This window comes from Paracidovorax anthurii, assembly GCF_003269065.1.
GTDB classification, from domain to species: domain Bacteria; phylum Pseudomonadota; class Gammaproteobacteria; order Burkholderiales; family Burkholderiaceae_C; genus Paracidovorax; species Paracidovorax anthurii.
In genome coordinates this window covers 23,499-39,165 of record NZ_QLTA01000011.1, presented here as the reverse complement: position 1 = coordinate 39,165, position 15,667 = coordinate 23,499, and the positions used below count along the sequence as shown (strand labels likewise).

General features: G+C 70.3%; 9 protein-coding genes. 7 read left to right on the top strand and 2 right to left on the bottom strand.

Annotated features, from left to right (window positions below; genetic code table 11):
• Positions 1-22 precede the first annotated feature (22 nt).
• From AX018_RS07670 to AX018_RS07655, 4 genes are all read left to right on the top strand, one after another.
• Positions 23-3,097 (top strand): efflux RND transporter permease subunit, encoded by a 3,075-nt coding sequence (locus tag AX018_RS07670; RefSeq protein ID WP_111876708.1) that lies wholly within the window; start codon positions 23-25, stop codon positions 3,095-3,097.
• Between the two features lie 125 nt (positions 3,098-3,222).
• Positions 3,223-7,821: a hypothetical protein gene (locus AX018_RS07665; protein WP_211322388.1), complete on the top strand. Its 4,599-nt coding sequence runs from the start codon at positions 3,223-3,225 to the stop codon at positions 7,819-7,821.
• A gap of 113 nt (positions 7,822-7,934) precedes the next feature.
• Complete coding sequence (locus AX018_RS07660; RefSeq protein WP_111876760.1) at positions 7,935-9,146, top strand: HD-GYP domain-containing protein; 1,212 nt, start codon at positions 7,935-7,937, stop codon at positions 9,144-9,146.
• A gap of 86 nt (positions 9,147-9,232) precedes the next feature.
• Complete coding sequence (locus AX018_RS07655) at positions 9,233-9,859, top strand: glutathione peroxidase (protein ID WP_111876707.1); 627 nt, start codon at positions 9,233-9,235, stop codon at positions 9,857-9,859.
• A 357-nt stretch (positions 9,860-10,216) separates the two neighbouring features.
• On the opposite strand, the gene AX018_RS07650 is transcribed toward AX018_RS07655, so the two are convergent.
• On the bottom strand, positions 10,217-10,831 hold the full coding sequence (locus tag AX018_RS07650; protein WP_111876706.1) for a glutathione S-transferase N-terminal domain-containing protein: 615 nt from the start codon (positions 10,829-10,831) through the stop codon (positions 10,217-10,219).
• Positions 10,832-10,957: 126 nt separating this feature from the next.
• Between AX018_RS07650 and purB the strand changes: the two genes are divergently transcribed.
• Both purB and AX018_RS07640 read left to right on the top strand, forming a co-directional pair.
• Positions 10,958-12,337 (top strand): adenylosuccinate lyase, encoded by a 1,380-nt coding sequence (gene purB / locus AX018_RS07645; protein ID WP_111876705.1) that lies wholly within the window; start codon positions 10,958-10,960, stop codon positions 12,335-12,337.
• Between the two features lie 91 nt (positions 12,338-12,428).
• Complete coding sequence (locus tag AX018_RS07640) at positions 12,429-12,989, top strand: YaeQ family protein (protein WP_111876704.1); 561 nt, start codon at positions 12,429-12,431, stop codon at positions 12,987-12,989.
• A gap of 109 nt (positions 12,990-13,098) precedes the next feature.
• On the opposite strand, the gene AX018_RS07635 is transcribed toward AX018_RS07640, so the two are convergent.
• Complete coding sequence (locus tag AX018_RS07635; protein WP_111876703.1) at positions 13,099-14,040, bottom strand: LysR family transcriptional regulator; 942 nt, start codon at positions 14,038-14,040, stop codon at positions 13,099-13,101.
• A gap of 184 nt (positions 14,041-14,224) precedes the next feature.
• Here AX018_RS07635 and AX018_RS07630 point away from each other — a divergent pair, with 184 nt between their 5' ends.
• Complete coding sequence (locus tag AX018_RS07630; RefSeq protein ID WP_111876702.1) at positions 14,225-15,640, top strand: coniferyl aldehyde dehydrogenase; 1,416 nt, start codon at positions 14,225-14,227, stop codon at positions 15,638-15,640.
• Positions 15,641-15,667 lie beyond the last annotated feature (27 nt).

Sequence of the window (15,667 nt, the reverse complement as noted above, 5' to 3'; positions counted from 1 at the left end):
CACCCCGCCCGAAGGACCTGCCATGAACCTCTCCGCCTGGTCCATCCGCAACCCCATCCCGGCCGCGATGCTGTTCGTGCTGCTGACCTTCGCGGGCCTGCTGTCGTTCCGCGCGATGAAGGTGCAGAACTTCCCCGACATGGACCTGCCGGTCGTCATGGTCACCGCCGCGCTGCCCGGCGCGGCGCCGGGGCAGCTCGAAACCGACGTGGCGCGCAAGATCGAGAACGCCATCGCCACCACGCAGGGCCTCAAGCACATCACCACCACCATCGTGGACGGCACGGCCACCATCGCGGCCGAGTACCGGCTGGAAAAGCCCGTGCAGGAGGCCGTGGACGACGTGCGCTCGGCCGTCTCGCGCGTGCGCGCCGACATGCCGGCCGACCTGCGCGACCCCATCGTCACCAAGCTCGAACTCTCCTCCCAGCCCATCCTGGCCTTCGCGATCGCCTCCGACAAGCTGGACGACCAGGCCCTTTCCTGGTTCGTGGACGACACGCTCACGCGCCGGCTGCTGGCCGTGCCGGGCGTGGGGGCCGTCAGCCGCGTGGGCGGCGTGCAGCGCGAGGTGCGCGTGGCCATCGACCCGCTGCGGCTGCAGGCGCTGGGCGCCACGGCGGCGGACGTGTCGCGGCAGCTGCGCCTCGTGCAGACCGAGAGCGCGGGCGGCCGCACCGACCTGGGCGGCGCCGAGCAGCCCGTGCGCACCATCGCCACCGTGCAGACTGCGCAGGAGATCGGCGCGATGGAGATCCCCCTCTCCGGCGGCGGCCGCGTGCGCCTGGACCAGCTCGCCACCGTCACCGACACCGTGGCCGAGCAGCGCACCGCCGCGCTGCTGGACGGCAAGCCGGTGATCGGCTTCGAGGTCTCCCGCAGCCGCGGCGCCAGCGAGGTCGAGGTGGGCGCGGGCGTGCAGCGCGCGCTCGACCGGCTCGTGGCCGAGCACGCGGACCTGCGCCTCACCCGCACGGTGGATTTCGTGGAGATCGCGAGCGACGAGTACGACAGCTCCATGCACCTGCTCTACGAGGGCGCGATCCTGGCCATCGTCGTGGTCTGGCTCTTCCTGCGCGACTGGCGCGCGACCATCGTCTCGGCCGTGGCGCTGCCGCTGTCGGTGCTGCCCGCCTTCATCGGCATGTACCTGCTGGGCTTCTCGATCAACATCATCACGCTGCTGGCGCTCTCGCTGGTGGTCGGCATCCTGGTGGACGACGCCATCGTCGAGGTGGAGAACATCGTGCGCCACCTGCGCATGGGCAAGAGCCCCTACCAGGCGGCCATGGAGGCGGCCGACGAGATCGGCCTCGCGGTGATCGCCACCACCTTCACGCTGATCGCGGTGTTCCTGCCCACGGCCTTCATGAGCGGCATCCCGGGGCGCTTCTTCAAGCAGTTCGGCTGGACCGCGGCGCTGGCGGTGTTCGCCTCGCTGGTGGTGGCGCGGCTGCTCACGCCCATGATGGCGGCCTACATCCTCAAGCCGATGAGCGGCCAGGAGAACGAGCCGCGCTGGCTGGCCGCCTACATGCGCGCCTCCACCTGGTGCCTGCGCCACCGCGTGCTCACGCTGGCCGGCGCGCTGCTGTTCTTCGCGGGGTCGATCGCGCTCATCCCGCTGCTGCCCTCGGGCTTCATACCGCCCGACGACAACGCGCAGACCCAGGTCACCCTGGAGCTGCCCCCGGGCAGCCGGCTGGACGACACCCGCGCGGCGGTCGCGATGGCGATGGAGCGCGTGCAGAAGGTCGGCCACGTGCGCAGCATCTACACGGCGATCGGCGGCGGCTCGGCCGGGGCGGACCCGATGGCGGGCGGATCGAGCGCGGGCGACCCGCGCAAGGCCACGCTCACGCTGCGCTTCGTGCCGCGCGGCGAGCGGCCGCGCAAGCAGGTGATCGAGCAACGGCTGCGCGCCGCCATGGAAGACCTGCCCGGCCTGCGCGTGAAGATCGGCCTGGGCGGCTCCAACGACAAATACGTGCTGGCCCTGGCGAGCGAGGACCCGCAGGCCCTCTCCGACGTGGCCCGCGCCGTCGAGCGCGACCTGCGCACCATCGCGGGCATCGGCAACATCGGGTCGAGCGCGAGCCTCGTGCGCCCGGAGATCACGGTGCGTCCCGACTTCGCGCGCGCGGCCGACCTCGGCGTGACCAGCAGCGCCATCGCCGAAACCCTGCGCGTGGCCACCGTGGGCGACTACGACCAGAACCTGCCCAAGCTCAACCTCGCGCAACGGCAGGTGCCCATCGTCGTGCGCCTGAACGACACGGCCCGCGAAGACCTCTCGGTGCTGGAGCGCCTGGCCGTGCCCGGTGCGCGCGGGCCCGTGCGCCTGGGCGAGGTCGCGCGGCTCGACGTGGGCAGCGGCCCGGCCGTCATCAACCGCTACGACCGCGCGCGCAACGTCAACTTCGAGATCGAGCTGGGCACGCGCGGGCTGGGCGAGGTGACCGAAGCCGTGCGGCAACTGCCCTCGGTGCGCCAGATGCCGGCCAACGTGCGCCTGATCGACGTGGGCGACGCCGAGATGATGGGCGAGCTGTTCGCGAGCTTCGGCATGGCCATGCTCACGGGCGTGGTCTGCATCTACCTCGTGCTGGTGCTGCTCTTCAAGGACTTCCTGCAGCCCGTCACCATCCTGATGGCGCTGCCGCTCTCGCTGGGCGGCGCGTTCGTGGGGCTGCTGATCGCGGGCAAGAGCTTCTCGATGCCCTCGCTCATCGGGCTCATCATGCTGATGGGCATCGCCACCAAGAACTCCATCCTGCTGGTGGAGTACGCCATCGTCGCGCGGCGCGACCAGGGCATGAGCCGCTGGGACGCGCTGCTGGACGCCTGCCACAAGCGCGCGCGGCCCATCATCATGACCACCCTCGCCATGGGCGCCGGCATGCTGCCCATCGCCCTGGCCTGGGGCGGTGCCGACATGAGCTTCCGCTCGCCCATGGCCGTGGCGGTGATCGGCGGGCTCATCACCTCCACCGTGCTGAGCCTGCTGGTGGTGCCCGCCGTCTTCACCTACGTGGACGACTTCGCACAGTGGTTCCACCGCGTGGTGCTGAGGCGCCCGGCGCGGCCGCCCGCATGATGCCAGCGCGGCCGCCCCCGGGTCCGGCCGCGCTTCGCACCACGATCAGCGGCTTCGGTTTTTTTAAGTTTCCGCAAGGCGGATCGCTCAGCATGGGTCTCCAAGAACAGTGATGGAGAAGACCCATGACCCTGAAGACGATCTTCACGCGATCCCCGCGTGAGGCCCACCCCCCTCCGGCCGGCAGCGTGCAGGCGCCTGGCCCGAGCCCGAGCACCCAGAGCCCGGAACGGCCCGTGCTGAACCCGCCCGCCGGGCTGGAGCAGCGCAGCCCGCCCGAGGGGGGCGCGGCGTCGCTCTACAGCACCGAGCACATCGCCCCGCGCGCCAAGGCGGGCCTGCTCTCCCGCCTCAAGAACCATTGGAAGTCGGGCAAGACCACGGCCAGCGCGAACATCGGCCCGCTGACCGTCGGCAGCCAGACCCAGCACCCGGTGGGGCGCAACAACCAGGTGCGGGCCCCCCGCTTCGAGGGCGATGGCCGGGTGCCGATGCCGGGCACCACCCGCTCCCATCTGGCCCAGGCGGTGCAGCAGGCCCTTGCTGCGATGCAATCCGGCGATGCGCTCCCGGACGAGCCCTCCGGCGCGGGCGGCATCGCCGATCAGGCGCAGTACTGGGTCCAGCAGGCCCTCTCGCTGCTCGCCATCGGCAAGGGGCCCTCCAGCGTGCCGGCGGATGCCCTGGCGCTGTTCCATTCGGCACAGGGGCGGCAGACGACCGGCGACAGCCCTCCACACCGCAAGGCACCGCTCGTCCTGCAGCATCTGGCGAGCGTGGCCCACGCGGAGAAGGCCCGCGCCGCCATCCAGCTCGCGGCCCAGGTGGACCTGCCCGATGGCGAGCGCCTGGAAACGAAAGAGGCCGCCGACCAGCTCGCCCAGGCGCGCGACCAGGCCCTGCACAGCGCGCGCGATGCCGCGTCCGCCGCGAGCCGCGCCGCGCTGGACGGCCTGGTGGCCACGGTGCCGCAGCCGCTGCAGGCCCGCCTGCGGGACGCTGCACAGGCCCTGGCCGATCACCTGGACGCCGGCCACAAGCTGGCGGACGTGCTCGCGGCGCAGATGCTGGTCGACGTGGCCCGCAGCACCTTCCCGGGCGACCCCGAGGCACTCGTGCAGGCCATGGAAACCCTGCGCGACATCACCCCCGCGGACCTCATCGCGCATGCGCAGGAGGTTTTCGGGTCGCCCGGGCAAATGCAGGAGACGGGGCAACTGGCCGACCCGGCGCTGCGGCTTGCCTGCGCGCTGGCGAGGCCGCAGGGCGGCTCCCGCCTGCTGGCCAAGGCCGTGACCAACGAAACGACCGATGCGGCCACGCAGACGGCCCTGCGCGTCGCCATGGCGGCGGTGGTCGAGCTGCAGCAGGCAGCGCAGCGGACGGACGGCAAGGTGACGCCGGCGCAGCGCGACTGGCTGGGCGCCGCCGTGGCCCACGCCGCCGCGCAGACGGCACCGTCCCCGACGGATGCGCCGGACACCGCGCAGGCGCGGCGGCAGCGCATCGCCTTCAACGGCGTGCACAGCGGCTTCATGACCGACGAGCCCGGCTCCAGCTACGACCGGGTCCGCCAGCGGCTCGGCCAGTTCAGCGACGGCGCGCTGGAGCAGACGGCCCACCGCAACGAACGCGCCGCGCAGAGCCGCTGGGGACGGCTGCAGAACTGGGCCTCCGGCAGCCTGCCCAAGGCAGTCCAGAGCAGCGTGACCGGATTCGAGGGCCTGCTGGCGCCCGCGCTGCCGGTCATCGCCTCCTGGCTGCCGGGCACCCAGCCCACCATGTGGCGCAAATCGGTGATGCGCCAGTTGACCCAGACGGCCTCCGCCAACGGCCTGCTCCCCGACCGCCAAGAGGCGGTGATGACCCTGCACCGCACCGCCCGCGACATCCGCCAAGGCCTGCAGGCCCGGGCCGCGCAGGGGCTGGCGCCCGCCGAGTCCCTGCTGCGGGGCGTGCTGGAAGAGCTGGACCTCGGCGGCGCCCGGCAGCCCGCCCCGCCCCAGGCGCTCAAGCGACTGGGCCTGGGATTCTTCGAGAAGGTCGAGGCCCGCCTGGGAGAGGGCGGGGCGGCCGGTCTGCCGCCATCGCTGGCCGCCGACTGGCAGGCCCTGCGCGGCCACCACCCCAATGCCGGACACCTGCTGAGGCTCCTGGCGGACCACATCGACCTGCGCGCCCTGTTGGACGGCACACAGGCCCCCACCACGGCGCCGACGCAGGTCGCGCGCGGGCAGCGCGGCGACGCCCTGGCCCATGAGGCCATCGACGCCTTCGCCAGCGTGGCCCAGGCCGTGCAGGCCACCGCCGACAAGGAGGTGCCCGAGGAACAAGCGCTGGGCGATCTCCTGCACGCCGCCGCTGCGGCCCTGGCCGCGGTGAAGCCCGCGGCGGTCCTGCGCTCGCTGCGCATCGAAACCTTCGAGGCCATCGAGAACCAGCTCACCCGCACCCTCCTGGCAGGCTATCCCAAAAGCGAACGCCCGCCCTGGAACCTCGCCCGGCAAATGGTTCTGGAGTCCTGGCCCGCTGCGGTGCAGGATGCCTGGCACACCATGAAGGCGGAAGGAGCCGACGCGGGGCGCGTCCTGCGCACGCTGGCCGATGCCATTCCGGACACGGTGCGCGACCGCGCCCTGCCCGATGCACAGGCACCGGATGGCGCGCCCACCGTGGAGGGCGCCATCGCGCATGCCGCCCTGGCGCTGCAGGCGCTGCAGCGGGACGTGCACGTGAGCCGCTTCGAACTCGCGATGGCCGACACCGTGACACTCTTCAACGACCTGCGCGGACCGCGCGACGCGGCGGCCGTGGTGGAGTCTCTCGTGCACCGCATCAGCCTCGGAGAAAAAATCAAGAGCAGCGATGCGCGGCAGGCCCGGCTGGAGCTGGGCAAGGCCGTCTCGCTCACCTCCACCGCGCAGGAACTCATCGCGCCCATCGCGGGCATGGGCCTGGCCCGGGAGCGCTCGCTCGACCTCAACATGGTGGGCGCGGCCATGCAGATGCAGATCGGCACCATCGACTCCCACAACGCCAGCATCGGGCTCAATGCAGGCCTGCGCGGCGCCCTCGGCGAGACCGACCATGAATTCAACCTGGGGGACGACGAGGCCGGCATCGCCCTGCGCTTCGACCTGCGGTTCGAGGCCAGCATCGAGCAGTCGCAGACCCGGGGGGTCAGCCTGCGCATGCGGCGCACCGCGGGCCACGAGGACACGCTGCGCCAGCAGTTCACCGATGCCCTCGTGACGCTCACCCATGCCCGGCAGACCGGCGGCGAGGCGGCGGACCCGTTGGCCCACCTGCTGGAACACCATCCCGATCTCGCCATCGCGGAGCTGACGGCCGAAAAGCGCGGCCGGGCTTCCGAGCTGGGCTTCGGCGCCGACGCGACCCTGCGGGTGCGGGGCCCCGAGCACCGCGACCCCGACGACCGGCGCGCCACCCGGCGCGCGGTCGGCATCGGCGTGAAGGCCGGAGCGGCCACCGCCAACCAGCGCCAGCACTCCGTCCAGACCGAGAGCCGCTCGGGCCTGAACGTCGAGGAATACAAGTTCTCGGCACAGCACCGCGCCGACCTTCGCGCGAGCGCGGGCGCCAGCATCACGCTGGTTCCCTCCTCGCAGCAAGACCCCAGCGCGGTGCCGCGCGTGCGCGGCGTGGGCGGAGAAATCCGCCACCAGATCGCCAACAGCGGCGTGGACACGACCTTGCGCATCACCACCCGCAACGGCGAGACCTGGGCGGACCAGACGCAGATGATCCGGGAGTTCGAGGACCTGGACGACTTCCTGGAGGAGCTGGAGCCCCGGCAGCACCAGTTCGTCGCCACCCTGGCCGGCCGCGACAACGTGCCCGGCGCGACCGATGCCGAGAAGACCGGCAGGGCGTGGCAGCGGCTCCGGGACACCCTGGTGCAGGCCGCCGCGGCCAGCGCCCCCGGCATGGCTTTCTCGGTCGTCACGAAACTGCGGCCGGAAGCCGCGCAGGCCTACGACACCCTCCTCGGGCTGGAACAGGCCGCGCGCGAGGACGGCCGCACGGACGATGCCGAGGACTACCGCGGGCAGGTCCGCGACTTGCTGGACAGCCACGACGCCTGGATCGCCAACAACCTCCAGTTCAAATCCAAATCCAGGGACGAAAACGCGCAGAGCGCCACCCTCGGCATCCTGCAGGGCAAGGCCAGCGCCGAATCGACCCGGCTCCATGAATTCCTGCCGGCGGGCGCCCAGCAGGTGGGGCGATCGCTCCAGCAGCACAACGCCGCGCCCGCCGACCACTCCGTACGGTGGGAGCCCCGTCCCGTGGCGGAGCGCCATCCGCTGCCCAAGCCGCCGGACGGCTCCCGGCCCCCAGCCCCGGAACTCGCCGCCCCGTCCTATCCGCTCCCCCGACCGGAAGACCTGCAGCCCCCATCCCGGCAGCCGTCGCTGCCGGGGAGCGCACACCCAAAGCCGCCGGCGCAGACGCGTGCGCCAGTCCAGTCCGGCGACCGCCCGGCGGAGCCACGGCGCGAAGCACACCCACTGCCCCTTCCACCCCATGCCCGGGGCAGTGCGACCGCACAGGGGCAACCCAGGCCACCGGCCTCCACCTGGCCCCCGGTCCTGTCCGGCAACCACACGTTCGGCGCCGGGCACGAGAAGCACGCACTGCCCCGCCCACCCCATGACCCAGGCGGCGAAGCAGCCCGGCGGCAGCCGCCTCCCGGCAGGTGACGCACAGCGCCCCGTCCGGAAACACGCCAGGCGAGAGCCCGAACAGAGGCGAAACCCTCCCCTTTCGCCCGCCTTCGGCGCGGCGCACGCGGCCGATAATGCGGCGACTCATCATGAACCTTGTCGCGCTGAACATCGACTCGATCCCGCTCGGGCAACCGCTGCCCTTCGTTCTGCGCGGAGCGAACGGCGTGCTGCTCGCGCAGCGCGGCTACGTGATCCGCGGCCGCGACGAACTCAACCTGATGGTGGCGCGCGGCCTGAGCCTGTGCGTGGACACCGACGAGTCGGGCGACAGCCACCGCGCCTACCTCGCCCAGCTCCAGAAGATGCTCTTCACGGACACCTCGCTGGGGCAGATCGCGGCCATGAAGATCAGCGCGAGCGGCCCTTCCGCGCGCGACCGCGCGCCCACCGCGAACGGGCCGCCCGACTGGCCCGAACTGCAGCTGCGCACCACGCAGTTGCTGCGCGCGCCGCCACCGGCCGGCGAATTCGGCGAACGCTTCGAGACCCTGCTGACCGAGCTGGCCCGCCATTGCGCGGCCACGCCCGACGCCACCCTGCTCGCGCTCATCTACCTCTCGGGCCAGGAAATGCAGCAGTACAGCGGCACGCACTCCATGCTGGTGGCCTGCGTGTGCATGATCGCCGCCGCCGAGCACCTGCGCTGGCCCGTGCCGCGGGTGCTGCAGCTCGGCCGCGCTGCGCTGTCCATGAACATCGCCATGACCACGATGCAGGACCAGCTCGCGGTGCAGACGCAGCCCCTGTCCACCCAGCAGCTGGCCGATATCGAGAGCCATGCCGAGCGCTCCGGGGCGATGCTGCGGCAGCTCGGGGTGGACGACCCCGTCTGGCTCGAAGCCGTTCGCAGCCACCACCTGCGCATGCCCGGCTCGCTCGCCGCCAAGAGCGAAGCGCAGCAGCTCGCCCGGCTCATCCAGCGCGCCGACATCTTCGCCGCGCGCCTCGCCCCCCGCGCCTCGCGCGCGCCCATGCCCGTCACCGCGGCCATGCAGGCCACCTACTACGACGAAGCCCACCAGGTCGATGAAGCGGGCATGGCGCTCGTCAAGGCGCTGGGCGTGTACCCGCCCGGCGCGTTCGTGCGGCTGGCCAGCCAGGAAGTGGCCGTGGCGCTGCGCCGCGGCGCCAGCGCCACCACGCCCCGCGTCGCCGTGGTGCTCAACCGCAACGGCATGCCCACGGGCGAACCCATCCCCCGCGACACCGCCCAGCCCTCGTGGAAAATCACCGGCGCCGTCGCCCTGCGCGACGTGCGGGTGCAGCTGCCGCTGGCCCGGCTGCTGGCGCTGGTCTGAAACCCCCAAAGCCGCACCCGGCCGGCCAAGCCGTGGCAGCATGCGACCTTCCCCGCCCATCAACCGCCCCCCACCAGGAGAACGCCATGCTGCGCAGACTGACCTCGCTTGCCTTTGCCGCCCTGGGCGCCGCCGCCACGCCGGTGCTGGCGTTCACGCCCTCCGCCCAGGCAGCCCAGCCCGCCAGCGGCGGGGCCTCCGCGCCGGCACAGGCACAGGCACCGGTCGCGTGCCCCGCGCTGCTGCAGCACACGATGGAGCGGCTGCAGGACGAGTCCCCGCAGCCGCTCTGCCAATACCGGGGACAGGTGCTGCTCGTGGTCAACACCGCCAGCTACTGCGGCTTCACCAACCAGTACGAGGGCCTGGAGGCATTGCACTCCCGCTACAAGGACCGGGGCTTCTCGGTGCTGGGCTTTCCGTCCAACGACTTCTCGCAGGAAACCGGCAGCAATGCTCAAATCGCCGACTTCTGCAGTAACACTTTCGGGGTGAAATTTCCGATGTTTGCCAAGAGCAGCGTCAAGGGTCCGCAGGCTTCGGCGCTCTATCGCGAGCTCGCAGCCCAGTCAGGAGAGGCTCCGCGCTGGAATTTCCACAAGTATTTGATCGATCGCGACGGAAAAGTGGTCGAAAGCTTCGGCAGCGCGGTGAAACCGGACGACCCTCGGCTGGTCCGCGCGATCGAACAGCAGCTGAAGCTTTTTCGCTAATTTGCTACATTTTTCGGTGTCATATTCTGAGGTGCGGAAAGCGTTACATTTTTTGATGCTTTTAGGCCCCATCCCTCTGGAACTTCTCAGAAATGGCACTAATCTACGGGCCGTGGGCAAGTTTTGATGCATGCCCTCTTGTATTGAGTTCCAGTTTCTCGTTGCGAAGCCTTTCGGATCTGTCCGACTGAAATCCTGAAGCGCTTCTCCTCCCTCCCTCTCTAATTCGTTTCGGGACGCTTCGCAACTTTTTTTTTCCACAGCCGTCAGTGCAAAAAAAAGCGCGCAACCGCAAGGTGCGCGCTTTCGGCTTTTCTGGGGGCGGCGAACGGCAGGCCCCCTCTTTTTCCGCAGTGCCTACTGGGGCCGGGTGTCCGCGAAGCTCGGGCGCTGCATGAGCTTGTCGAGCAGGCGGCCCAGGTTCGGGTGCTCCGCGCGCCATGCGACCTGCGGGAAGCGGAACTCCAGCCACCCCAGGGCGCAGCCCACCGCGATGTCCGACAGGCTCAGGTGGATGCCGCTGCAGTAGGGCTTCTCGCCCAGCCCCTGGGCCATGGCCTTGAGGCCGGTATGCACCTTGGCCAGCTGGCGGTCGATCCAGGCTTGGCTGCGCTCCACGTCCTGGCGGCCGGCCCACGTGGCCTCCAGGCGCGCGAGCACCGCGGCATCCATCACGCCATCGGCCAGCGCCTCCCAGGTCTTGACCTCGGCGCGCTCGCGGCCCTGCGTGGGGATGAGCCGCCCCACCGGCGACAGGGTGTCGAGGTACTCGACGATCACCCGTGAATCGAACACCGCCTCGCCGCCCTCCATCACGAGGCACGGCACCTTGCCGAGCGGGTTCGACGTGGCGATCGTGGTGCCTTCGGCCCAGACGTTCTCCTCGATGAAGCGGTAGTCCAGTTTCTTCTCGGCCATCACAATGCGCACCTTGCGCACATAGGGGCTGGCGGAGGATCCGATCAGTTTCATGGTGTTTATCCGGGCACGGGCAAGACAGCGGGCGGCCCGATTCTAGGGGGCTACCCGCCATCGCGCCGCATCGGGCGGGACCCGGTGCGGCGGCCGCGCCACGGCCCGCACCTACAATCCCGCCCCATGAGCCTGTCCACCATCACCGCCCTCTCGCCGCTCGACGGCCGCTACGCCGCCAAACTCTCCGCCCTGCGTCCGATCATGAGCGAGCACGGCTACATGCACCGCCGCGTGCAGGTCGAGGTGGCCTGGTTCATCGCGCTCTCCGATGCCGGCTTCGACGAATTCAAGCCCCTCACCACCGGCGCGCGCGCCTACCTGCTGGGCCTGGTGAAGAACTTCTCCGAGGCCGATTCCGCGGCCATCAAGGACATCGAGAAGACCACCAACCACGACGTGAAGGCGGTCGAGTACTGGCTGAAGTCGAAGTTCGAGGCCCGCCCCGAGCTGGAAAAGGCGGCCGAGTTCGTGCACTTCGCCTGCACCAGCGAGGACATCAACAACACCAGCCACGCGCTGCAGCTGCGCTCGGGCCGCGATCAGGTGATCCTGCCGGGCCTGGACCGCATCGTGCTGAAGCTGCGCGAGATGGCCCACGTGCACGCCGCCGTGCCCATGCTGAGCCGCACCCACGGCCAGACGGCCAGCCCCACCACCGTGGGCAAGGAACTGGCCAACGTGGTCGTGCGCCTGCAGGCCGCCTGCGAGCGCATTGCCGCCGTGAAGATGCTGGGCAAGATGAACGGCGCCGTGGGCAACTACAACGCCCACCTCTCCGCCTGGCCCGACTTCGACTGGGAGGCCTTCAGCCGCAAGGTGGTCGAGACGCCCGAGCCCATGGGCCTGGGCCTCACCTTCCAGCCCTACAGCATCCAGATCGAGCCGCACGACTACATGGCCGAGCTGTTCGACGCCGTGGCCCGCGCCAACACCATCCTCGTCGATCTCTCGCGCGACATCTGGGGCTACGTGAGCCTGGGCTACTTCAAGCAGAAGCTCAAGGCGGGCGAGATCGGCTCCTCCACCATGCCGCACAAGGTCAACCCCATCGACTTCGAGAACGCCGAGGGCAACCTGGGCCTGGCCAACGCGCTGCTCAGGCACCTCTCGGAGAAGCTGCCCGTGAGCCGCTGGCAGCGCGACCTGACCGACAGCACGGTGCTGCGCAACATCGGCGTGGCCCTGGGCTATGCCGCGCTGGCCTACACCTCGCTGATGACCGGCCTGAACAAGCTGGAGCTGAACGAGGAGGCGCTGGCCGCCGACCTCGACACCTCGTGGGAAGTGCTGGCCGAGCCCATCCAGACCGTCATGCGCCGCTTCGGCGTGCAGGGCGCCTACGAGAAGCTCAAGGAAGTCACGCGCGGCAAGACCGTCACGGCCGAGGCGCTGCACGGGCTCATCCGCAGCCTGGAGATCCCCGATGCCGAGAAAGAGCGCCTGCTTGCCATGACGCCCGCCAGCTACACTGGCAAGGCCGCCGAGCTGGCGCGCCGCGTCTGACGCATCGCCCTCCTGGCGCCCTGCTGCGCCGCCCCGCCTGCCCGCGCCCGGCTCCCGGCACGGGCAGCGCCCCTTGCGGAAACCCCCACCCATGGCGATCAAGTCCACCATCTTCAAGGCCCACGTGTCGATCGCCGACATCGACCACGGCTACTACGCCGACCACGCGCTCACCCTGGCACGCCACCCCAGCGAGACCGACGAGCGCATGATGGTGCGGCTGGCCGCCCTGGCGCTGCAGGCCCACCAGTTGCAGACCGTGTGCCGGGGCGACGGCACCCTGGCCTTCGGCGCGGGCCTCTCGGACCCGGACGATCCGGACATCTCGCTCACCGACTTCACGGGCCGCAAGCGCCTCTGGATCGAGGTCGGCCAGCCCGAGGACAAGCCGCTCGCCAAGGCCGCGAGCCGCGCCGACGCGGTGGCCGTCTATGCCTTCCACCACGCGGCGGAAGTCTGGTGGAAGGGCATCGAGAGCAAGCTCTCGCGGCTGGACAAGCTCTCGGTCTGGCGCCTGCCCTCCGACGCCACCCAGCAGCTCGCCACCCTGGCCGAGCGCAGCATGCAGCTGCAGGCCACGATCCAGGAGGGCGCCCTCACGCTCGGCAGCAACCTGGGCAGCGTGCACCTGGAACCCCTGCGCTGGAAGTGATGCGGGCGGCCCGCCAGGGCCCCCAGGGGCATTTCAATGCCCGGACGGCCTCCATGTCGCCGTGTACGCTGCACAAGTAGCTATTAAAACAATAGCAAATGGGGTGGCTTCAAAGCGCCTGCGCGGGAGCCTCGCCACCACGTTCCGCCGCCCCGTGTTTCGCGGACGCCGCGCCGAGCTTCCAGAGAAGGGTTTGCCGTGCATGCGCCACCCGCGTCTTGCGCAGCGCGCTGGGTGACCACAGCAGGTGGTAGCGCAGCGAGGTGCGGCCGATCGGGGGCGTGATTTCCGCCAGCTCCCCCCGCGCGATCGCGTCCCGGCACAGGTAGAGCGGGAGCGCCGTCCAGCCGAAATCCCGGGCCAGCAGGCTTCTGAGCGTGCGCAGGTCCTGGCCGACCAGGGCCGGGCTCGCCAGCCCGCGCTGCAGCTGGTTGTGCTCCAGCCACTGATCGATCAGCGGCAGCTCGAAGTTGTAGGCAAGCAAGGGCTCGGCCGCCAGCGCGTCCCCCAGATCGGGCGCCGAGGCGAGCCGCGCGGCCACCGCCGGTGCGGCGACGGCCAGAACCGCCTCCGTGCGTATCGGATCGCTGCGCAGCCGCTTGTCGGTGCTGGCGAAGGCGGAGATGCCCAGGTCGCAATGGCCTTCGACCAGCATGTGCCGGGTCATGTCCCCTCCGCCCGTCTGCAGGCGGACCCGGATGCCTGCCTGGAGCAGCGGGGCCAGCTCGGCGGCGACGACTTCGGCCAGGAAGTCGGCATGGCCGATGATCTGGAGGGAGCCCGCCACCTCGTCGGACCGGGCCCGTGCGGAGGCCAGCGCGGCCTCCGCGGCATCCAGCTTGTCGCCGATGTCGGCCGCCAGTTCATCGGCTGCGGCCGTGGGAACCACGCCGGTCGATTCGCGCAGGAAGAGCGACCGGCCGATCGCCTCTTCGAGCCCCGCGATGTGCTGCGAGACGGCCGGCTGGGTCAGGTGCAACGAGCGCGCCGCGGCGCTGAGAGAGCGCTGCCTGTAGACCTCGATGAAGGTTCTGAGTCGGCCCAATGACATCGGCACATCATAAATTGATTTATACCCCGTCTGAAAACGATTGATTGGCGCGGTTTCGCACCGGATCACACAATCGATGCATCCCCAAACCGCGCGTCGACCTCTGCGGTCATCGGCCCCTCCGGACCGGATGAACGGACCGGTTCGGCGAGTTCCCAACAGACATCCAGCCTCGGGCTCTGCCATGAAAACAGACCATATTTCAGAAGATCTCCAGTCCATCGTGAGGGCCATGCAGCGCGCCCACGTCCAGGCAGGTGCCGCCAGCGCGGCATTGCGCCGCGACCGGCTGGGGCGCGCGGTCCAGCTCCTGCAGGAGAACCGCCAGGGCATCGCCCAGGCCATCTCGGCGGATTTCGGCCACCGGAGCGAATTCCAGTCACTGACGGCGGACTTGCTGACGCCGACCCATTCGCTGCGGTATGCCGCGGAGCACCTGGAGCAATGGATGCAGCCGGAGAAGGTGGCGGCACCCGCCCACGGGATGAGCGCCTGGATTCAGCCGCAGCCGCTCGGTGTCGTGGGGATCATCAGCCCCTGGAACTTCCCCATCAACCTGGCCTTCGGGCCGCTGGCGGGTGTCTTCGCCGCGGGCAACACGGCGCTCCTGAAGCCCTCCGAACTGACGCCGCGCACCTCCGACCTGCTGGCCGAGCTGGTGGGGCGCTATTTCGATCCCATGGAGTTCGGGGTGGTGCTCGGAGACGCCTCGGTGGGCGCCGCATTCAGCGGGCTGCCGTTCGACCATCTGGTCTTCACGGGCAGCACCACGGTCGGCCGCCACGTCATGCGCGCCGCCGCGGAGAACCTGGTCCCGGTGACGCTGGAGCTGGGCGGCAAGTCCCCGGTGGTGATCGACGACGATGCGGACGTCCGCGTTGCCGCCGAGCGGGTGTTGACCGTCAAGGCCTTCAACGCCGGACAGATCTGCCTGTCACCGGACTACGTGCTGATGCCCAAAGACCGCCAGGACGCGTTCGTCGCGGCCGCGCGGGAGTTCCTGGCACGGACCTACCCCACGATGCAGTCCAACCCGGACTACACGGCCATCATCAGCGACCGGCACTTCCAGCGCCTGGTCCAGCTCATCGAAGATGCCCGGGCCAAGGGCGCCCGGGTCGTGGGCCTCGCGCCCGCCGGCGAGCCCGGGTTCGACGCGGCCACCCGCAAGATCGCTCCGCACCTGCTGCTGGACGTGGACGACAGCATGCAGGTGATGCAGGAAGAGATCTTCGGGCCCTTGCTGCCCATCCGGGGGTATGACCGCCGCGACGAGCCCATCGGGTACATCAACGCGCACCCCCGCCCCTTGGCGGCCTACTATTTCGGAGAAGACGCGGCGCGCCAGCAGGCCTTCGCCGCGGGCACGACCTCGGGCGCCCTGGTGTTCAACGACGTCATGAGCCACTCCGTCATCGAAGGGCTGCCCTTCGGTGGCGTGGGGGCCTCGGGCATGGGGGCGTACCACGGGGTGCATGGCTTTCGCCGCTTCACCCATGCGAAGGCCGTCGTGCAGCAGAGCAACGAAGGCGCCAGCGGCCTGCGGCTGCGCGCGCCCTACGCGGACAAGATGGCGGCCGTGCAGGCGGCATTCTCCTGATTTCCCATGCACGCCATGGAACCCTGG

What these genes read in the sequence shown, in the direction of transcription:
- AX018_RS07670 (WP_111876708.1), top strand. Translation starts at nt 23, where the DNA reads ATGAACCTCTCCGCCTGGTCCATCCGCAACCCCATCCCGGCCGCGATG.
- AX018_RS07665 (WP_211322388.1), top strand. Translation starts at nt 3,223, where the DNA reads ATGACCCTGAAGACGATCTTCACGCGATCCCCGCGTGAGGCCCACCCC.
- AX018_RS07660 (WP_111876760.1), top strand. Translation starts at nt 7,935, where the DNA reads ATGAACCTTGTCGCGCTGAACATCGACTCGATCCCGCTCGGGCAACCG.
- AX018_RS07655 (WP_111876707.1), top strand. Translation starts at nt 9,233, where the DNA reads ATGCTGCGCAGACTGACCTCGCTTGCCTTTGCCGCCCTGGGCGCCGCC.
- AX018_RS07650 (WP_111876706.1), bottom strand. Translation starts at nt 10,831, where the DNA reads ATGAAACTGATCGGATCCTCCGCCAGCCCCTATGTGCGCAAGGTGCGC.
- purB (WP_111876705.1), top strand. Translation starts at nt 10,958, where the DNA reads ATGAGCCTGTCCACCATCACCGCCCTCTCGCCGCTCGACGGCCGCTAC.
- AX018_RS07640 (WP_111876704.1), top strand. Translation starts at nt 12,429, where the DNA reads ATGGCGATCAAGTCCACCATCTTCAAGGCCCACGTGTCGATCGCCGAC.
- AX018_RS07635 (WP_111876703.1), bottom strand. Translation starts at nt 14,040, where the DNA reads ATGTCATTGGGCCGACTCAGAACCTTCATCGAGGTCTACAGGCAGCGC.
- AX018_RS07630 (WP_111876702.1), top strand. Translation starts at nt 14,225, where the DNA reads ATGAAAACAGACCATATTTCAGAAGATCTCCAGTCCATCGTGAGGGCC.